We start from the raw sequence: 17,956 nt of genomic DNA, 5'->3' as shown, positions 1-17,956 counted from the left end.
CCTCGCATTCTTTGTCAGTCCTGCGTGCCGGTGCTCACGAATGTGAAATTCGCTCCGCGCCAGTACTCGTCCTTCCTAGGGCTGCAAAGGTTTTCTATCACGCTGAAAAGAAGACAAAGGGCTAAAATCAAGTTCATTTTAGCCCTTTGTCAACTATCTGAGATCATTCAGTCTATGAATGGTCTATTTTCATGCATGATCTTTCGCACATTCGGGTATAGTGCATGGTAAGCAAAAATGAAGCGGAGGTTTGTTTGATGAGTGGATTAACAGATACAGTCACATTAGCAAACGGAGTGGAAATGCCGAAGCTTGGCTTTGGTGTATGGCAAGTAAAAGATGGGGATGAGGCTGTAAATGCAGTCAAAGACGCACTTGAAGCGGGCTATCGCAGTATAGATACAGCAGCGGCCTATCAAAATGAAGAAGGTGTAGGCAAAGCCATTCAGCAATCAGGCATCTCTCGCGATGATCTGTTCATTACGACAAAAGTCTGGAATAGTGATCAAGGGTATGAGTCAACGCTTGAAGCCTTTGAAACAAGTATGAACAAACTTGGATTGGATGTTTTGGATCTTTATTTAATCCATTGGCCGGTTGAAGGCAAATATAAAGAAACGTGGAAGGCGCTAGAAAAGCTTTATAAGGATGGCCGCGTGAAAGCCATTGGCGTGTGTAACTTCCATCAGCACCATCTAGAAGATTTATTAGAAGAGGCAGAAGTGGTACCAATGGTCAATCAAATTGAGCTGCATCCGAAGCTGACGCAGGAGCCTTTACGTGACTACTGCAAGGCAAAAGGCATTCATGTAGAAGCATGGTCGCCATTAGGCAGCGGAAAACTTCTTAACCATCCGGTGCTTCAAGATATTGCGAAAAAACATGAGAAGTCAGTGGCGCAAGTCATTCTTCGCTGGGACTTGCAGCATGGCATTATCACCATTCCGAAATCTGTGACGAAGAGCCGAATCATCGAAAACACAAACGTATTTGATTTCGAGTTGTCCGCCCATGAAATGAGTGTCATTGATCAGCTCAATGAAGATGAGCGCACGGGTCCAGACCCAGATAACTTCGATTTTTAATAAAAAGAAAGCACAGGCGGGATGCCTGTGCTTTTTATTTGCCCATATGTTCAAACCGTTTTTTGAGGCTGATAGGTCTCAATGATTTGAATGGCGTCGACAATTTGCTCTTTCGTATAGTCTCCAATCAAACAAAAGGTTTCATCTTTACGTGCAGCATGGTTTGCCACTGTATGTGCTGCTTCCTCTAGCTGAGCTGTGATGCCAAGCTCACGCATCGTTCTAGGTAATCCGAGTGTTTGATAGAGCTCAAGTAATTCTTCTACTTCCGTCATACGGTTTTCTGCGGCAAGCTGGACGAGAATGCCATAGGCCACTTTTTGTCCATGTAACACATGATGTGTTTCATCAATAAATGTTAATCCATTATGAACGGCATGGGCTCCTGCCATTCTGCCATAACGTCCTCCGTAGCCGCCGACTGTTCCGGCTAACGTAATGATCGTATCTGTTACATCTGCAAAGGCTTGAGAAAGCTGGCCTGTTTTTAAGCTGCTAACGGCTTCTTCACTATGAGTCAGAAGAATGTCACGAACGTACACTGCCTGCTTTAATGCAGCATGTACCATGAGCGGCAAGGTGCCTTTTGTGTTACGAATAATGGCTTCCGCTTCATACCATTTTGCCAGTGTATCCCCAATTCCGCTTTGGAGGTAGGAAAGAGGAGATGAAAGCAAAAAAGTATGATCAATTAACGTGAGATAGCTGGACCGCTTATGATAGTCGACCCTCATAAAATTTCCCTTGTCATCATAAATGACGCTGAGCGGTGTAGAAGCCGCACATGTCCCAGGAATCGTCGGCACCATGATCACTTCAATTTGGAGAGCGTCGGCAACAGACTTCGCTGTATCTAAAATCGTGCCGCCACCGATCCCGATGATCACATCTGAACTCTTGAGTTCTTCCGCAATTCGTGTGATCGCATTTGGTGAACTGTAACCTTTATGCTGAACAACAGGCCACTCGGATGGAAGCTTTGTGTACTGTGAAAAGGCTTGATATGAGTCATATCCTGTCACTATAGCTGGTGACTGAAAGGGAGTAACAAGTGACTCGATTTCATGATAAATCCCCTTTTGAGAAATAAACTGGTTAGGACCGCTTCTGACGATCTCTTCTGGCTGGATCATGGACTTATGCTCCTTTACAAAATCATATAGTTCTTAAATCATCTCATTTTACAGAAAGTTCTGTCAAATAATCGAACAATATGAGACCATAGACCCTTCCGTTTTATGGAATTGAACTGCTGACATTGCCTTAAGGTATGTATTTCCTGTATGATATACAATGGTATGTTTTAATTAAATTTAAGAGGTGTTTATATATATGGAAAAACAATATCGTGTATTACTTTACTATCAATATGTCCCCATTGAGGATCCAGAAACGTTTACAGCAGAGCATCTAGCATTCTGTAAGGAACTTGGTTTGTTAGGTCGTATTCTTGTTTCATCTGAAGGCATAAACGGAACCGTTTCTGGTACCATTGAGCAAACGGACAAGTACATGCAAGCATTGAAAGAAGATCCACGCTTTGCGTCAATGCCAATTAAAATTGACGAAGCGGATGGTCATGCGTTTAAGAAAATGCACGTCCGCCACCGTAATGAATTGGTGAATTTAAGTCTTGAAGATGATGTGAATCCGCTAGAATTAACGGGGAAACATCTCAGTCCAGTTGAATTTTATGAGCAAATGCAATCACCTGATACGGTCGTGATTGATGCACGTAATGATTATGAGTTTGATGTCGGTCACTTCAGAGGTGCTGTGCGCCCTGACATTGAGACATTCCGTGAATTACCTGAGTGGATTCGTGACAACAAAGAGATTCTTGAAGGGAAAAAAATTCTGACGTATTGCACAGGCGGCGTACGCTGTGAGAAATTCTCAGGATGGTTAAAGCGTGAAGGCTTTGAAGATGTATCCCAGCTTGACGGTGGAATTGTCACGTACGGAAAAGACCCAGAAGTTCAAGGAAAGCTATGGGATGGTCAATGTTATGTGTTTGATAACCGCCTAACGGTTCCAGTCAATCAAACAGAGCACGTTGTGGTAGGAAAAGATTTCTTCACTGGCGAACCTTGCGAGCGTTATGTGAACTGTGCGAACCCTGCATGTAACCGCAAAATGATTGCAACAGAAGAAAGCGAGCATAAATATATGCGCAGCTGCAGCCATGAATGCCGCACAAGCGAACGTAACCTTTATGTGAAACAGCACAATTTATCTGAAGAAGAAGTTCAAGAAAGACTAGCTGTCATTGAAAAAGAACAAGCAATCTCACAAGGATAAGAGGGTTTCCCTTTTATCCTTTTTTCTTTGGATGATATGTGTTCAGAGGGAAGAGGAAGTCATTTCCTCTTTCTTTTTTGTTTTGTTTTTTTCAAAATAAGGGTAAAGGTAGTTAATCAGTCTAATAGATTGAACAGTTGAAAAAGCGCTTTCTTTTGAAATAAGCATGTTCGACTATTTCAGAAAATGGAGAATTGAGAGATAATATAACAGGCAAAAAAATGAACAAAGATAAAAGTTCAGATCAGAAAGTATTTGCCAATGGAATGAAAGGTGAGCTGCTATAAAAGAAAGGCGCTTGCTCGACACATGCTCTGTATTTTAATCGAAAGGTGTTATGAACATGAATCATTTGCATCGTAGGATGGGAACTTTCGCTTTAATGATGGTAGGTCTTGGCTCAATCATTGGTTCAGGATGGCTCTTTGGTGCTTGGCGGGCTGCTCAAATCGCCGGCCCTGCTGCTATTTTGTCATGGTTGATCGGGATGGTGGTTATTTTATTTATCGCATTGTCTTATAGTGAACTCGGGTCGATGTTTCCAGAGGCAGGCGGAATGGTCAAATATACGCAATATTCACATGGCTCTTTTATTGGATTTATCGCCGCTTGGGCAAACTGGATCGCCATTGTCTCAGTGATTCCTGTTGAGGCAGTTGCCTCCGTTCAATACATGAGCTCATGGCCTTGGGAGTGGGCAAAGTGGACAAGCCATTTGGTCACAAAAGGGGTTTTGACGACTGAGGGGCTCATGGTGGCAAGTGTGCTGCTGGTGATTTATTTTCTGCTCAATTATTGGACAGTTGGGTTGTTTTCAAAGGCGAATACATTCATTACGATTTTTAAAATCGTCATTCCAGGATTAACAATTGGTGCGCTCTTATTCGTAGGTTTTCATAGTGAGAATTTTACTTCTGGAACAAGTATTGCGCCGAACGGCTGGGCGAGTGTGCTCACAGCTGTGGCAACATCGGGGATTGTGTTTGCTTTTAATGGCTTCCAAAGCCCGATTAATATGGCAGGAGAAGCGAAAAATCCAGGGCGTTCGATTCCAATCGCCATTGTTGGATCGATTTTGATTGCAACGGTCATTTATGTGCTGCTGCAAATCGCTTTTATTGGCGCTGTCGATCCATCAATGATTGTGAATGGCTGGGGGCATTTGAATTTCAACTCGCCATTTGCTGACCTTGCCATTGCGCTAGGGATTAACTGGCTTGTCCTTATTTTATATGCAGATGCGTTCGTTTCTCCTTCTGGCACAGGGATTACGTATACGGCGACGACGTCTCGTATGATTTATGGGATGGAAAAAAACAAGTACATGCCGAGTGTACTTGGCCGTCTGCACCCAATTTACGGTGTGCCTCGTCCAGCGATGTTTTTTAATTTGGGTGTATCGTTTATCTTTCTGTTTTTGTTTAGAGGCTGGGGGGTTCTCGCTGAAATTATTTCTGTGGCGACCCTGATTTCCTATTTGACAGGACCTGTGACAGTGATGACGCTGAGAAAGACGGGCACAGATTTATATCGTCCACTGCGAATTAAAGGACTCAGCATCATTGCCCCGCTTGGTTTTGTCTTTGCATCATTGACACTGTACTGGGCGAGATGGCCGCTGACGGGTCAGGTGCTGTTCATTATTCTCATCGGTCTGCCAATCTATTTTTACTATCAAGCAAAAGCGAAGTGGAAGGGCTTTGGCCGTCACTTTAAAGCAGGTGCTTGGATGGTTGTGTATTTGCTTGTGATGATGACGATTTCCTGTCTCGGTAGTGATAAATTTGGCGGGTATAACGTCATTCATTATGGCTGGGATATGGCGCTCATTGCAGTTGTGGCGTTGTTATTTTATATGTGGGCACTCAAAAGTGGATTTGAAACAGAGTTTTTAGAAGATGCGAAAAAAATTAATGATGAACTGCGTGCTTCTCAGAAAGAAGCCGCCTCATCTAAGGAATAACGGAAGGGCTGCCTGAATAATGAGGGCAGCCTTTTTATTTGGATGGATGATGCATGACATGCTGCTTTAGCCAAGTGGTAACGCCGTGTAGAACGGTGGCTGTCACAAGACAGATAAGCGCATATCTCCATAACTGATCTAAGCCTTGTCCACTAAGCCAAAAAACAATACCTAGAATAAAGAGTGTCAGAATGAACATGAATAAAAAAGATGCTGACCAGAAAAAAGCCTTCATCGAAGGTCACCTCCTCGGGGTATTGTATGCAGGCCGAGGGAGGATCAGACCAGCAAGAAAGAAGTAAAAATATCGTGAAATCTATTTCAAAAGTCAGATAAAAACGCCAAGTGATTTGACAGTTGTGTTAAGATGAGAGCATATTTTGAGTGTAGATGGCTGGTTATAGACGGAGGTGTTTGGAGATGCAGATTCAAAAGGTTCTAAACAATAATGTCATTAGTGTGATAGATGAACAAGGAAAAGAAATCGTCGTCATGGGCAGAGGCATCGCTTTTCAAAGACGTCCCGGCGATCCGGTAGACGAGGCGTTAATTGATAAAGTGTTCCGCTTAGAGGATCATTCCGTACATGAGCGGATGAAAATGCTGCTTCAAGAGGTTCCGTATGATGTCGTCAAGGTGACCGAGGAAATGATCCAATACGCACATACAAAGCTGAACCGAAGATTAAACGAAAGTCTGCATGTATCGCTGGCAGACCATATTCATTACGCCATCGAACGATTAAAGAAAAACCACTTGATTGAGAATTCACTGATTTGGGAGATTAAACGTTTATACAAAGATGAGTTTCTCGTGGCGAAGGAATGCCTTGAGATGATTGAAGATCGTCTTCATATTGAACTGCCTGAAGATGAAGCGGGCTTTATTGCCATGCATATTATTAATGCAGAGCTCAATGAAGACATGAATACAACGGTCAATATCACGAAAGAAGTGAATGCCATACTGACCATTGTGAAATATCATCTGAACATGGAATTTGATGAAGACTCGCTCAACTTTTATCGTTTTCTCACACATTTACGCTTTTTCGTACAGCGTCTCATCAACGAAACGTTACTCGTCAGTGAAGATCAAGATTTATATCAGCTGATTAAAGTGAAATATCCGAAGGCGTACGATTGCGCAAAGAAAATCGCAGAATATGTGTATCAAACGTATCATCGCGACCTGACATCAGAGGAGATGCTCTATCTATCAATTCATTTGAATCGACTCATCAAACGAGAAAAATAAAGATAGAATTTTAAAAGAAAGCGTTGACATCATAAAAAGTGAGTGGTACTATTTGCTCATAAACATAAAAGAATACGGTTTCACAATGATCGTCTTAGAGGATTGTGACTGTTCGGCAGGCAAAACCTAAACGTTCACTGAAAAAGCGCAATAGCAAGTTGCGACTATTTTTGGTGCCCGTTTAGGTTTTTATTTTGCCTAAAAACGTATTTTTTTGAAAAAAAGGGGGTTTTTGTATGAGTCATCGTCAATTAGCAGAAGACATTATCAAACATATCGGGACAGAGAAAAATGTTCATTCATTGGTTCACTGTGCCACAAGACTTCGCTTCACATTAAATGACAGATCAAAAGCAGATAAAGCGGCCATTGAAAAATTAAATGGTGTGGTGACTGTCATGGAAAGCGGCGGCCAGTTTCAGGTGGTCATTGGCAACACCGTACCAGAGGTATATCGAGAGATTGGGGAGTTTACGAATCTATTAGAGGATTCCACTTCTTCATCTGCTAGATCAAGTGAAGAAAGTACAAGTCTTTTTGGAAAATTCGTCGACATTGTTTCTGGAATTTTCACACCGCTTCTAGGTGTCATGGCGGGTGCCGGTATTTTAAAAGGACTTCTAGGCATCTGTATCAATGCAAAATGGTTATCTCCTGAAGATACGTCGTATCAAATTTTATTTGCCGCATCAGACAGCTTGTTCTACTTCCTGCCGCTGTTGCTCGCATTCACTTCTGCTAGGAAGTTTAAAGCGAATCCATTTGTCGCTGTGACGATTGCAGGTGCACTGATCTACCCGACTATTCAAGAGCTCACAAAAGGCGGCGGAGATGTGTCGTTCTTCGGCATTCCGGTTGTCTTAATGTCTTATACATCAACGGTTATCCCGATTATTTTGGCAGTGTTTGTGATGGGATATATCGAACGTTTCTTTAACAAAGTCATTCATGAAAGTGTGAAAAACTTTATTACACCACTGATTTTACTGGTCACGGTCGTTCCACTGACACTGATCGTATTTGGACCATTTGGTGTGTATGCAGGGAACGGAATTGCAGCCATCCTGCTGAAAGTATTCTCCTTTAGCCCTACACTTGCCGGTGCTTTAATTGCGATGGCATGGCAGGTTCTTGTGATCTTCGGTATCCATTGGGGGCTTGTGCCAGTCATTTTAAATAATATTGCGGTTCATGGAAAAGATCATATTAAGCCGGCCACTGCGCCAGCTGTATTTTCACAAGCCGGTGCTTCAATCGGTGTTATGCTGAAAACAAAGAACAAAAAGCTGAAATCATTAGCTGGTTCGACAGCGGTTTCTGCTGTATTTGGAATTACAGAGCCAGCTGTATACGGGGTCACACTTCGTTTGAAAAAACCATTTATTGCAGCAGTGATCTCTGCCGGTGTCGGTGGTGCCATTATCGGTTATTCACAAAGTATTGCGATCGCATCAGGTCTTCCGAGTTTACTGACACTTCCGATCTTCTATGGTCAAGGATTTACAGGATTCTTAATCGGAATTTCCGTTTCATTTGTCCTTTCAATCGTCTTAACCTATTTGATTGGATTCAAAGATCCTGTGGATGAAGAAGATGCTCCTGCAGCTAGTTCTGCACCAGCATCTGAAAATGAACATGGTGTCAAAGCAGCTCATGTGAAAAGTCCTTTATCTGGCGAAGTCATCAAGCTAGAAGAGGTGCAAGATAAAGCCTTCTCATCTGGCGCTTTAGGTAAGGGCGCAGCCATTATTCCATCAGAAGGCAAGCTGTTTGCACCAGTAACTGGGGTCGTGACAACGGTATTCCCAACAGGACATGCATACGGTCTCACCTCTGAAAGCGGAGCAGAAGTACTCATTCATATTGGACTGGATACTGTACAACTTGGGGGCCGTCATTTTACGCCGAAGGTTGAGCAGGGCCAAACGATTACAGAAGGTGAACTGCTTGCGGAGTTTGATATTGAGGCCATTCAAGCAGCAGGACTGTCTGTCACAACACCTGTGATTATTACCAATTCCGGTGAATTTAGCGATATCATTGAGACAGAAGAAAAACAAGTGACACCAGGACAATCATTTTTACACTTAGTTTAAGAAAAGGGAGGACATAATCATGAGATATTCAACACTAGCACCATTTCCAAAAGACTTTTTCTGGGGCGGATCGACTTCCGCCTATCAAGTAGAAGGTGCGTGGAACGAGGATGGCAAGGGACCTTCAGTCATTGATATGAGAGAAAGCTATCCTGAGGGAACAACTGATTTTAAGGTAGCCAGCGATCACTATCATCGATATAAAGAAGACGTGAAGATGTTTGCAGAAATGGGCTTGAAGGCTTATCGTTTCTCTATTGCATGGACACGTATCATTCCAGATGGAGATGGGGAGATCAATCAAAAGGGAATTGACTTCTACCATTCTCTCATTGATGAATTGCGACGCTATGACATTGAACCAATTGTGACGATGTATCACTTTGATTTACCTCATGCGCTTCAAGTGAAAGGCGGCTGGTCAAATCGTTCAACAGTCGATGCGTTTGAACGTTATGCGGAGGTTTTGTTCCAAGAGTATGGTGAGAAGGTAAAATATTGGCTGACCATTAATGAACAAAACATGATGATCTTACATGGATCAGCTCTAGGTACACTGGATCCAAATTTAGAAAATCCGAAAAAAGAACTATATCAGCAGAACCACCATATGCTTGTGGCACAGGCGAAAGCCATGACGCTTTGTCATCGTTTGCTGCCTGAGGCGAAAATCGGACCAGCGCCAAACATCGCCCTTATTTACCCGGCATCTCCAAAACCTGAGGATGTCATTGCTGCGGCCAATTACAATGCGATCCGCAACTGGCTGTATCTTGATATGGCGGTATTCGGTCGTTATAACAACCTTGCATGGGCATACATGAAGGAAAAAGACATTCTTCCTGTGATTGAAGAGGGAGATATGGATATTTTGAAAAGTGCAAAACCAGACTTCATTGCCTTTAACTACTACACATCTCAAACGGTTGAAGCGAGTAAAGGAGATGGCAATGATGAATTTGCCCGCGGTGGAGATCAGCATTTAAAATCTGGTGAAGATGGCGTCTACAAAGGCGGGAACAACCCGTTCTTAAGTAAAAATGCATTTGGCTGGGAGATTGACCCTACCGGTTTCCGATCAACGATGCGTGAGATTTACGATCGCTATCAGCTGCCTCTTATTATTACGGAAAACGGGCTAGGCGCTTTTGACAAGTTAGAAGCGGATGGATCGATTCAGGATGATTATCGAATTGATTATTTAGAAAAACATATTGAACAAATCAAATGGGCGATCACTGACGGTGTAGAGGTATTCGGGTACTGCCCGTGGTCAGCCATCGACTTAATCAGTACACACCAAGGCTGCTCAAAACGCTACGGTTTTATCTACGTCAATCGTGACGAATTTGATCTGAAAGACCTGAAGAGAATTCGGAAAAAGAGCTCTTATTGGTATGAAACATTGATCGAGCAAAATGGAGAGAACATCGGGAAGTAACAATTTCACACTAAAAAACCCCTAATTTTTAGGGGTTTTTTTCTCTTCATGACTTGTAACTATATCAACTGGATGTATCAAGTTTTCATCATCATTATCCTCATCAGTGTAAGGCATAATAAGTGAATCCAACTCTTCTTTATCATCAACTAAAGCAACGTAAGTTGTATAATCCTCTAAATCTGATGGAAACAATTCAGCTTGACCAACATTACTTTTCAATGCTTGGTCAATAGCACTCTTTAATTCAATTAAACCCTCACGATTACCAATAATATAAGAATCCATATGCCAACTTTTTTGTGCATATATATGGCAAATCTTATCTCTATCTTTCATTATCTCATTACACCCTTCCTGAAGAATTTAATTGATTATGTGCCAACACGCCAACCACATAAAACGTCAAACGTCTCTTTGGCTTTTATGGCGTCTAACAGCTTTTTATCTCTTTCAAGAAGACTGCTTTGTATGTATGCTTGCTGTTTTTTCAACTTGCTGGAGTTTACCGATCACATCTTACTCTCTACTATCATTATACCCCGAATTTAATCTCATTTATAGACTGTTTTCAGCCCGCATCAGCCCGTATACTGTTATACGCAAGTCAAAAACGATAAGGGATGTGGCTGTATGAATGACAAGAAAGATGTTTTAGATCCTGGGCCGTTTTTTCATGGGACGAAAGCAGAATTGAAGATTGGGGACCTGCTTGAACCGTTGCATTTATCCAATTATCAGGATAAACAATCGAACCACATCTATTTTACTGGAACATTAAACGCAGCCAAATGGGGAGCTGAATTAGCCCGGTCTGATTCCAAAGAGAGAATTTATGTTGTAGAACCGACAGGCGAGTTTGAAGATGATCCGAATTTGACGGATCAAAAGTTTCCAGGGAATCCGACCCGTTCTTATCGATCGACATCCCCTTTGAAAATTGTCGCAGAATTAGGCGCTTGGGAAAGACATTCCGATGAAGAAATCAACCATATGCTGACGTCGTTAAAAAAGTTAAGGGAAGAAGGAAAAAATGTCATATACGATTGATTCGTATGTAAGGAATAGATGAATAAAAGGCCGCCCGATTTCACTTGGGTGGCCTTATGTGCTATTGAAACAGGACATGCATCAGCTCATCAAATGTCTTTGCATGTGTCAAGGAGTGAAGGCGGTCAGGGCTGTCTAACAAATCGACAGCTTGTTCAAAAAATTGATTCATGCAGGCAGCGTCATCTTTCTGAATGGCTAACAAGAAAATCAGAGATACTTGATCTCCCTGCCAATCAATTGGCTGTTTCAATCGTGCAATTGCCACGCAGGAGGTGCCTTCATTTGTGATGAGCGGGTGAGGCATCGCAATCCCCTTGCCAAGATAAGTTGATGACATTTGCTCCCGCTCCAGCACGGAGGAACGAAAAGAAGATGAAACAAGCTGATGCGCCTCCAGCCGGCTGCAAAGCGTATCTAATACCTCTTCTTTGCTTGAAAGGTTCACATCCAACAAGGTCAATCGTTCTTGGAAAAAAGCCATCAGCTCCTGCGAAGGGGAACCGTGTCCGTTTAACAGGTGAATGACCTCACTCACACGCTGGACATCATGATGTTCAAAAAAAGCATTCACTTGAATGATTGGTTTCCCTTTTGGTGCGAGAGGTACGGTTGTAATAATCACATCACATGGCAAAGTCGTGCTAAAAGCGTAATCCTGATAAGAATAAAGCTCAACAATCTCAAGCTCATGTTGAAAGGCCGCCTTCAATTTAATTTCAAGCAGCCGTGCTGTTCCTAGTCCAGATCCGCATACAATAATGGCCCTCTTTTTTTGCGAGGTGTCAAGATGACTTCTTTCAAATGAAGCAGCAATATGTAAGGCAACATATGCCGCTTCATCTTCATTTGGCGTCCGCACCAGCTGTAAGGCATTGAGTCCGCTGACGGCCAAATCAAACGGATATGGATAAGAAGTTTTGATCTCATGCAAAAGCGGATTTTGTAAAGACACGCCGTATTGGATTCGATTTAATAATGGCTTCATATGCAGCATCAAATCTTGACGCAGGATATCGTCATCTACAAAACGATGACCGCTTGTTTTTTCAATGTGCTGGAGAAATCGTGTCACCGCCTGACGCACTTCTTCTGTCGTTTGGTGCTCATCGATTTCTTTCCACGTTTGATTCGCTAAGAGATGCATCACCAAGTAATCTGTTTCATCCTCTGATAAGGTGACATGAAACGTGTCGCTTATTTGATGAGTGATCTTTTGAGCGATTCTTGTTAACACTGGCGGTCTTTGTGTGTGAGTAGTACTGGCGGGTATCCGCTGTTTTTTTTGCGTTTGCTGAATGGCAATCGCTAAGTGAATCACTAAATTCTTTAGGGCAATATCTTTAATGAGCAGTGATTCTTGATATAGATTTGTCAGCACAATGGATCGAATGGTTTCAAGTGAAATGTCAGGGAAATGAAGCTGTTCCCGCTCAGTTATATGAGATAGGGCGGGTTCTTCTTCAAGCAGTAAGTCTGCGTAGCACGTCCTTTTTTGCAATTCGTCTCCGTCTACTTTTAAGCCAAATCCAGGCTTTGAGACAAGGGTCATACCGTAACGGGCTAACAGCTCCCGTCCTTTTTTTAAATCACTGCTGACCGTCATACGGCTGATGAACAATTCTTCTGCTAATTGATCAATTTTTAAGTAGTCTGATTGAAGCAATAGTTTTCTCATCATAAATCGTATGCGCTCTTCTGGCATGACGGGTACGAGAGAGCGGGCAGGAAGCTTTTGCTGATGAAGCCAAAGCAGGAAAGCGTCTTGGTCACTTGTTAAGAGCGTATACCCTTTCCCGCGGATGGTCTTGATCATGGCTCCAGCTTGTGTTAACAGCTCGTTTGCTTCTTTGATTAAATTGCGGATGGAGCGGTCAGATAAGCGAAAAGAGGCAGTGAGCTCCTCCAGCTTCACGAACCCTTTCGTTTCAAATAGCCGCTGAATGAGCTGGTAGGTTCGAGTATCTGCCGTCATCATCATTGCGCCGCTCCTTGTTCCTTTAAGGCATCAGCTCCAAGGGCGATGGCTCCCATTAAACCAGATAATCCGTCAAAGGAAGGCTTTGTGACGATTTCATTTAATGGCTTTGGTAATTGTAAGTAACCATGAAGGCGCTTGTCTGTTTCTTCAAGGATGAGCGGCAGCAAGGCCGGCTGTTTCATGACACCTCCACCCAAAATAATGCGTTCTGGTGAAAGGGTGAGTAATAAATTTGCGGTCATTTGCCCAAGATAATAAGCTTGAAGTGACCAGGCTGGATGCTCCTCTGGCAGCATTTGTGCCAATGTATGATAGCGGCCTTCTATGGCAGGTCCAGATGCTAGTCCCTCTAAACAATCATGGTGGATCGGGCAGCAGCCCCCATAGGTGTCATGAGGGTGGCGCTGAACGGTGATATGTCCCATTTCTGGATGAAGCAGTCCGTGAATGAGGCGGTTTTCAATATAGGCACCGCCACCGATTCCCGTCCCAACCGTGATATAGATCAAGGAATTTGGTCTGTCTGTTTCTGTTGAAAAACGAGCTTCACCGAGCGCCGCACAGTTCACATCCGTATCAAGCTTCATAGGGAGACCGAGTGCTTGTTTTAAGGTTGAGAGTAATGGAAATTGGCGCCAAGCTGTTTTGGGTGTTTCGAGAATCGTTCCATAGCTGGGGCTGTGTTCTTTTACATCGACAGGTCCGAATGCGCCTATGCCAATCGCATCGACTGGATGCTCTGTAAAGTATTCGATCACTTGCCGGCATGTTTCTTCTGGGTTCCCTGTTGCAAAGGAAGTCATATGTTCAATCGTTCCGTCTGTTGTTCCGTAGCCGCAGACAAATTTTGTACCGCCTGCTTCGATGCCTCCAATTCGCATGATCAATGCCCTCCATTAAAGAGGGGCGGAATCCAAATGGATCCCGCCCCTACATGTTCATTTTTTCTTTACAATGTAGGTTTGTACCTGACAAGGCGTGAGCGGTTCAATGTGTAATGATCCATGTTGTGCTTTCAGTATATGTCCTTCAGGTGTTTCGCCTAAATTCGCTGTTTCTCCATGTTGTAGAGATGAACTATTGATTGAAGCGGCTGTTTGACGTGTTAAATATGGATTGAAGAGACGAATGACAATGCCTGTTCCATGCTCTTCCTTTTTCAAAGCGCTTAGAACAGCCCCGTCTGTTTCAATGTCAAGCAGGCTATAAGTAGATTGTAAGTCTTCTTTTTCATCTCGGAAAGAGAAAATTAAACGACCGTTTAAAAAGTCTGCCCGCTCGTAGCACTGAACCGGGGTGGTGTAACGTTTAGCAAGCTGAGCCAAGTGTCCTTCACTCACCGCTTCTTGGCTATAGTGCATGCCAAAGGAGAATGATAGCGATCCTTGAAGCTGGGCGTCAGGTGTTTCCACGATTTTTTCTCCAGAAGCCCGGCCAGGACGGTAAAGAAGGTTTTCTTTCCCCATTTTTCCGAAACAGCGGAAGAGTGTGTAAGCAATGGTTGTGTAGTCCGCGCCTGTGATTTGGTATTCTCTGACGCAGTCCGTTAAAAGAGAGACACCATATGCTTCATCGCGAAGTGCAACAAATGATTGCATGGGTTCAATGGTAATCGGTTTTTCTTCCCAATGTTCATTGTTCCACCATTCTAGCTCTTGCGTCAGCTCCGTTGGACGTTCGATGGTGCCAAACTGTTGATCGCTGAGTGATACGTTTGATGCAATACCTGTATCAAAGAGTACCCGTAGACGGTGGTCTAGCGCATGGTTGTCCACATTCACATGAAAACGGATGACCGCTTCATCTTTATTTAAAGCCACCTTCGCTGTGATCGGGAGGGAAGTCGTCACCTTTTGCTCCGAACGTTCCTTTAAATCATATGGGACAGTCAATTGAAGCTTGATGGTGAGCTCTTCCTGTAAACTGCTTTTAGATACGGTGATGTCGGCTGATGAGATATCTTTAGATGATACATAAAGATCCTCGCGCGGTGGTGAATAGTTATAAGAATCCCCATCATCTCCGTTGTCTTCAAAGATCATTTGCTCAGAGAACGTTCGTCCGGTCTGTTTATCCGTAATTTCTAATGACCCATTGTCATTTGCTGCAATGCGGTAAAACGTATTTTCAATGACACGACCTTCTGTTTTTTCCAAAATGGATTCACTAGATTCATCGAAAACCATGCTGACTTGTGTATAACCAACGGAAGGCAAGTCGACTGCTTCAATGAGTAAAACAGCTTTCCATACTTGCTTTGGCATGTACACCTCTTTACTTGGGTTAAGTGAAATCTGTTGTGCCAAGACATAATCTGTCACATCGGTTTTGCTTTTGACTGTGTAGTGAAGAGTTCGTCCATCAGCGTCTTTTAGTGTAAATGGACGTTCTGTGATAAAGGTTTCGACTTCAATGACTTCAGAGCGCTTTGAAGGCAGTGTATTAAATAAAGTGAACGTGATTTCTTGCTCAGTTTGCAGCCGGATGGCGATGAGACGCATGTGTAAGTCCACAAGATTCTCGGCGATTTCCTTTGCCTGTTTATAGCGGAAGAAGACATCTTGATTCGTCGTATCACTATTACAGCCGCCAATGCTATCATGCGCTGCATTTTCAAACATGAGGTACCAAATATCACGCACCGTGTCATGCGGATAGTCATGTCCGAGTGAATAGCTGATTGTAAGGATCGGCTCCATCACATTGACAAGATAGTTTTCAATTTGGTTGTTTAAGATTTTCAAATCTGCTCTTGTTGAAAAAATAGACTTATGAATTCGCATATGCTTGGCATGAATGAGTTCTCCTTCTAATGTCTCAAAAGAAGTCCGCTCTTTTTTCACTGCTGCAATGTAGTCTTCTAAACTGCTGATTTGATAGTGGTGCTCGTCTATTTCTTTGGCTTTTTCTAATAAGTCAGGCAGGTTTTTACGAATAGGCGCCTGGTCAAAGCCATTTGGGAAATAGACATTCTTTGTCGTGGCTTTTGCTTGCAGCGCCCCGATTTTTTCAGAAAGAAAGGCTTGCAGGTCTTCATCCTTTTCAGGAATATTTCCTCCGTAGTAGTAGCCAAATGGCAGATTCACTGCAAACACTTCGCTGCCATCCGCCCCGCGCCAATTAAATTCTGTGTGATTCGTCATATGATCAGAAACGCCGCGCCAAAAGGCTGTGTCGACAATACCAAAGCCTTGATAAATTTGAGGCATTTGTGCAGATTGACCGAAGGAATCAGGGACATAACCGACCTTCATGACATGTCCAAACTGCTGACAGCGCTCAATCCCATATTGCAGGTTCCGTACAATCGATTCCCCAGAAATCACGAGCTGATCCGTTTGTGTATACCATGGACCGATGATGAGGCGTTTTGCTGTGACGAGCTGTTTGATTCGATCCTCATCCTCTGGGCGCCATTTCAAGTAATCATCTAGCAAGGATGCTTGTGCATCGAGCATGAAGTAATGGAACCGTTCATCTGTTTCGAGGGTGTCCAATATGTCCATTACGCTTTTCATTAAGTAGATACGGGAGCGGGAGGTGGTAAAATACCATTCCCGGTCCCAGTGAGTATGTGGAATCACATGTACATTGACAGTCATTGTGTAACGACACCTTTCTTTGTTCAAATTATCCTTCTAGCACAAGGTCAAAATCATCTTCTTCTTTCTGCTTCTGATCATGTTCTGGCTTTTGGGGTTCTTTTTTCTCAGAGAAGTTCACAAGTAGGTTGGCACCAATTCCAATAACAAGTGCGCCAGTTAGCGCGCCGATTAAATATGCCCACCAGTTTCCTACTGAGAAGAATCCGTAGAGTCCGCCAATTGGCGGCATGATGTCATGGACACCTAATAAGGCAGCAACCCCGCTTCCAGCAGCACAAGCGACGACATTCAGCGGAATCAATTTCAAAGGATTGACGAGTGTAAAGGGAATGGCTCCTTCTGTAATCCCGATAATCCCCATCACAAGACCGCCTCGTCCGGCTTCTCTAAAGGTAGGAGAGAAGTTGCGTTTTCGAATCAATGTCGCAAGCCCGTATCCAAGCGGCGGAATGACAATCGCGATATTGACGAGAATGGCAGGAAGATAGACACCTGATAGGAAGAGCGCATTACCAGCCATCCAAGCTGATTTATTCACTGGGCCGCCAAGATCAAAGCCAATCATGGCGCCTAAAATGAGAGCAAGTGCGAGTGTACTTGTTCCATCTGCGACCATGCCTTTGATCCATTCAATTAATGCGGTGTTCAAAGCCCCTAATGGACCGCCCAGCAGAACGGACATGAGAAGTCCGGTTAAGCCAACAGTAATGAGCGGTAAGATGAGCAGAGGGACGAGTCCAGCTGCGGAGCCTTGAATTTGAATTTTTCTTTTCACAAAGAGAGCGACATATCCGGCAAAGAAACCTGCAATGACGGCGCCGATAAAACCAGCATTTGTTGAGCTGGCAAGAGCTCCGCCGATAAAGCCGGCTGCAAGACCAGATTTATCCGCAATCGAATAGGCAATAAAGCCAGCGAGCAGTACGTTCATTAAGCCAATGCCTGTCCAGCCAACCTGTTCCATCAAATAGGCACAATGTAAAATGCCGCCTGCATCTTTATAGGCGTTTAAATCTGATACACCAAAACCTAACCCGACTAGTTTGGCTAAACCAACGATAAGTGAAGCTCCGATGATCACCGGAAGAATATAAGAAATACCGGTCATGAGGTGGCCTTCAATGACTTTTAATTTTGCTTTCATTCTGCTTTGCTCCTTTCTATATGGCATTGCTCT

14 protein-coding genes are annotated in these 17,956 nt (G+C 43.4%); 7 read left to right on the top strand and 7 right to left on the bottom strand.

Features of this window, described 5'->3' with window-relative positions; genetic code table 11:
• The first annotated feature begins 257 nt into the window (after positions 1-257).
• On the top strand, positions 258-1,085 hold the full coding sequence (locus tag FXF70_RS16525) for an aldo/keto reductase (RefSeq protein WP_148780770.1): 828 nt from the start codon (positions 258-260) through the stop codon (positions 1,083-1,085).
• Between the two features lie 50 nt (positions 1,086-1,135).
• Here the strand turns inward: FXF70_RS16525 and FXF70_RS16520 are convergent, their stop codons facing one another.
• Positions 1,136-2,218 (bottom strand): iron-containing alcohol dehydrogenase family protein, encoded by a 1,083-nt coding sequence (locus tag FXF70_RS16520; RefSeq protein WP_035390603.1) that lies wholly within the window; start codon positions 2,216-2,218, stop codon positions 1,136-1,138.
• Positions 2,219-2,417: 199 nt separating this feature from the next.
• On the opposite strand from FXF70_RS16520, the gene trhO reads away from it, so the two are divergent.
• Together trhO and FXF70_RS16510 are read left to right on the top strand one after the other, a co-directional pair.
• The gene (trhO, locus tag FXF70_RS16515) at positions 2,418-3,386 is read left to right on the top strand and encodes an oxygen-dependent tRNA uridine(34) hydroxylase TrhO (protein ID WP_007498459.1); all 969 of its coding nucleotides are present in this window, start codon (positions 2,418-2,420) and stop codon (positions 3,384-3,386) included.
• Positions 3,387-3,729: 343 nt separating this feature from the next.
• Positions 3,730-5,349 carry a glutamate/serine transporter AimA gene (locus FXF70_RS16510; protein ID WP_008343861.1) on the top strand — a complete coding sequence of 540 codons (1,620 nt, stop codon included), beginning with the start codon at positions 3,730-3,732 and terminating at the stop codon, positions 5,347-5,349.
• A 34-nt stretch (positions 5,350-5,383) separates the two neighbouring features.
• On the opposite strand, the gene FXF70_RS16505 is transcribed toward FXF70_RS16510, so the two are convergent.
• Positions 5,384-5,584: a hypothetical protein gene (locus FXF70_RS16505; protein ID WP_046526618.1), complete on the bottom strand. Its 201-nt coding sequence runs from the start codon at positions 5,582-5,584 to the stop codon at positions 5,384-5,386.
• A gap of 185 nt (positions 5,585-5,769) precedes the next feature.
• Between FXF70_RS16505 and licT the strand changes: the two genes are divergently transcribed.
• The 3 genes from licT to FXF70_RS16490 all read left to right on the top strand — a co-directional run bounded on the left by licT (position 5,770) and on the right by FXF70_RS16490 (position 10,143).
• The gene (gene licT, locus FXF70_RS16500; protein WP_017358738.1) at positions 5,770-6,606 is read left to right on the top strand and encodes a BglG family transcription antiterminator LicT; all 837 of its coding nucleotides are present in this window, start codon (positions 5,770-5,772) and stop codon (positions 6,604-6,606) included.
• Between the two features lie 236 nt (positions 6,607-6,842).
• Positions 6,843-8,702, top strand: coding sequence for a beta-glucoside-specific PTS transporter subunit IIABC (locus FXF70_RS16495; protein WP_099496272.1), 1,860 nt, complete (start codon positions 6,843-6,845; stop codon positions 8,700-8,702).
• 19 nt (positions 8,703-8,721) lie between these two features.
• Entirely contained in the window at positions 8,722-10,143 is a 1,422-nt protein-coding gene (locus tag FXF70_RS16490; RefSeq protein WP_008343856.1) for a glycoside hydrolase family 1 protein, read from the top strand.
• A gap of 21 nt (positions 10,144-10,164) precedes the next feature.
• On the opposite strand, the gene FXF70_RS16485 is transcribed toward FXF70_RS16490, so the two are convergent.
• The gene (locus FXF70_RS16485) at positions 10,165-10,482 is read right to left on the bottom strand and encodes a hypothetical protein (RefSeq protein ID WP_035390595.1); all 318 of its coding nucleotides are present in this window, start codon (positions 10,480-10,482) and stop codon (positions 10,165-10,167) included.
• A gap of 294 nt (positions 10,483-10,776) precedes the next feature.
• Between FXF70_RS16485 and arr the strand changes: the two genes are divergently transcribed.
• The gene (gene arr, locus FXF70_RS16480; RefSeq protein ID WP_007498448.1) at positions 10,777-11,193 is read left to right on the top strand and encodes an NAD(+)--rifampin ADP-ribosyltransferase; all 417 of its coding nucleotides are present in this window, start codon (positions 10,777-10,779) and stop codon (positions 11,191-11,193) included.
• Positions 11,194-11,254: 61 nt separating this feature from the next.
• Here arr and FXF70_RS16475 read toward each other — a convergent pair whose 3' ends face one another.
• The 4 genes from FXF70_RS16475 to FXF70_RS16460 are packed head-to-tail and all read right to left on the bottom strand — an operon-like array spanning position 11,255 to position 17,923.
• Positions 11,255-13,174 (bottom strand): BglG family transcription antiterminator, encoded by a 1,920-nt coding sequence (locus FXF70_RS16475; RefSeq protein WP_098681015.1) that lies wholly within the window; start codon positions 13,172-13,174, stop codon positions 11,255-11,257.
• On the bottom strand, positions 13,171-14,055 hold the full coding sequence (locus tag FXF70_RS16470) for an ROK family protein (RefSeq protein WP_058336297.1): 885 nt from the start codon (positions 14,053-14,055) through the stop codon (positions 13,171-13,173). The genes FXF70_RS16475 and FXF70_RS16470 overlap by 4 nt, the downstream gene beginning before the upstream one ends.
• Before the next feature lie 57 nt (positions 14,056-14,112).
• Complete coding sequence (gene mngB / locus FXF70_RS16465) at positions 14,113-16,776, bottom strand: mannosylglycerate hydrolase (RefSeq protein ID WP_148780769.1); 2,664 nt, start codon at positions 16,774-16,776, stop codon at positions 14,113-14,115.
• Between the two features lie 28 nt (positions 16,777-16,804).
• The gene (locus tag FXF70_RS16460) at positions 16,805-17,923 is read right to left on the bottom strand and encodes a PTS fructose transporter subunit IIC (RefSeq protein ID WP_148780768.1); all 1,119 of its coding nucleotides are present in this window, start codon (positions 17,921-17,923) and stop codon (positions 16,805-16,807) included.
• Between the last annotated feature and the right edge of the window lie 33 nt (positions 17,924-17,956).

This window comes from Bacillus sp. Y3, from assembly GCF_008123875.1.
Taxonomy (GTDB): domain Bacteria; phylum Bacillota; class Bacilli; order Bacillales; family Bacillaceae; genus Bacillus; species Bacillus altitudinis.
The sequence above is the reverse complement of the archived record's forward strand: the minus strand, read 5'-3'. Positions and strand labels throughout refer to the sequence as shown.

What these genes read in the sequence shown, in the direction of transcription:
- FXF70_RS16525 (WP_148780770.1), top strand. Translation starts at nt 258, where the DNA reads ATGAGTGGATTAACAGATACAGTCACATTAGCAAACGGAGTGGAAATG.
- FXF70_RS16520 (WP_035390603.1), bottom strand. Translation starts at nt 2,218, where the DNA reads ATGATCCAGCCAGAAGAGATCGTCAGAAGCGGTCCTAACCAGTTTATT.
- trhO (WP_007498459.1), top strand. Translation starts at nt 2,418, where the DNA reads ATGGAAAAACAATATCGTGTATTACTTTACTATCAATATGTCCCCATT.
- FXF70_RS16510 (WP_008343861.1), top strand. Translation starts at nt 3,730, where the DNA reads ATGAATCATTTGCATCGTAGGATGGGAACTTTCGCTTTAATGATGGTA.
- FXF70_RS16505 (WP_046526618.1), bottom strand. Translation starts at nt 5,584, where the DNA reads ATGAAGGCTTTTTTCTGGTCAGCATCTTTTTTATTCATGTTCATTCTG.
- licT (WP_017358738.1), top strand. Translation starts at nt 5,770, where the DNA reads ATGCAGATTCAAAAGGTTCTAAACAATAATGTCATTAGTGTGATAGAT.
- FXF70_RS16495 (WP_099496272.1), top strand. Translation starts at nt 6,843, where the DNA reads ATGAGTCATCGTCAATTAGCAGAAGACATTATCAAACATATCGGGACA.
- FXF70_RS16490 (WP_008343856.1), top strand. Translation starts at nt 8,722, where the DNA reads ATGAGATATTCAACACTAGCACCATTTCCAAAAGACTTTTTCTGGGGC.
- FXF70_RS16485 (WP_035390595.1), bottom strand. Translation starts at nt 10,482, where the DNA reads ATGAAAGATAGAGATAAGATTTGCCATATATATGCACAAAAAAGTTGG.
- arr (WP_007498448.1), top strand. Translation starts at nt 10,777, where the DNA reads ATGAATGACAAGAAAGATGTTTTAGATCCTGGGCCGTTTTTTCATGGG.
- FXF70_RS16475 (WP_098681015.1), bottom strand. Translation starts at nt 13,174, where the DNA reads ATGATGATGACGGCAGATACTCGAACCTACCAGCTCATTCAGCGGCTA.
- FXF70_RS16470 (WP_058336297.1), bottom strand. Translation starts at nt 14,055, where the DNA reads ATGCGAATTGGAGGCATCGAAGCAGGCGGTACAAAATTTGTCTGCGGC.
- mngB (WP_148780769.1), bottom strand. Translation starts at nt 16,776, where the DNA reads ATGACTGTCAATGTACATGTGATTCCACATACTCACTGGGACCGGGAA.
- FXF70_RS16460 (WP_148780768.1), bottom strand. Translation starts at nt 17,923, where the DNA reads ATGAAAGCAAAATTAAAAGTCATTGAAGGCCACCTCATGACCGGTATT.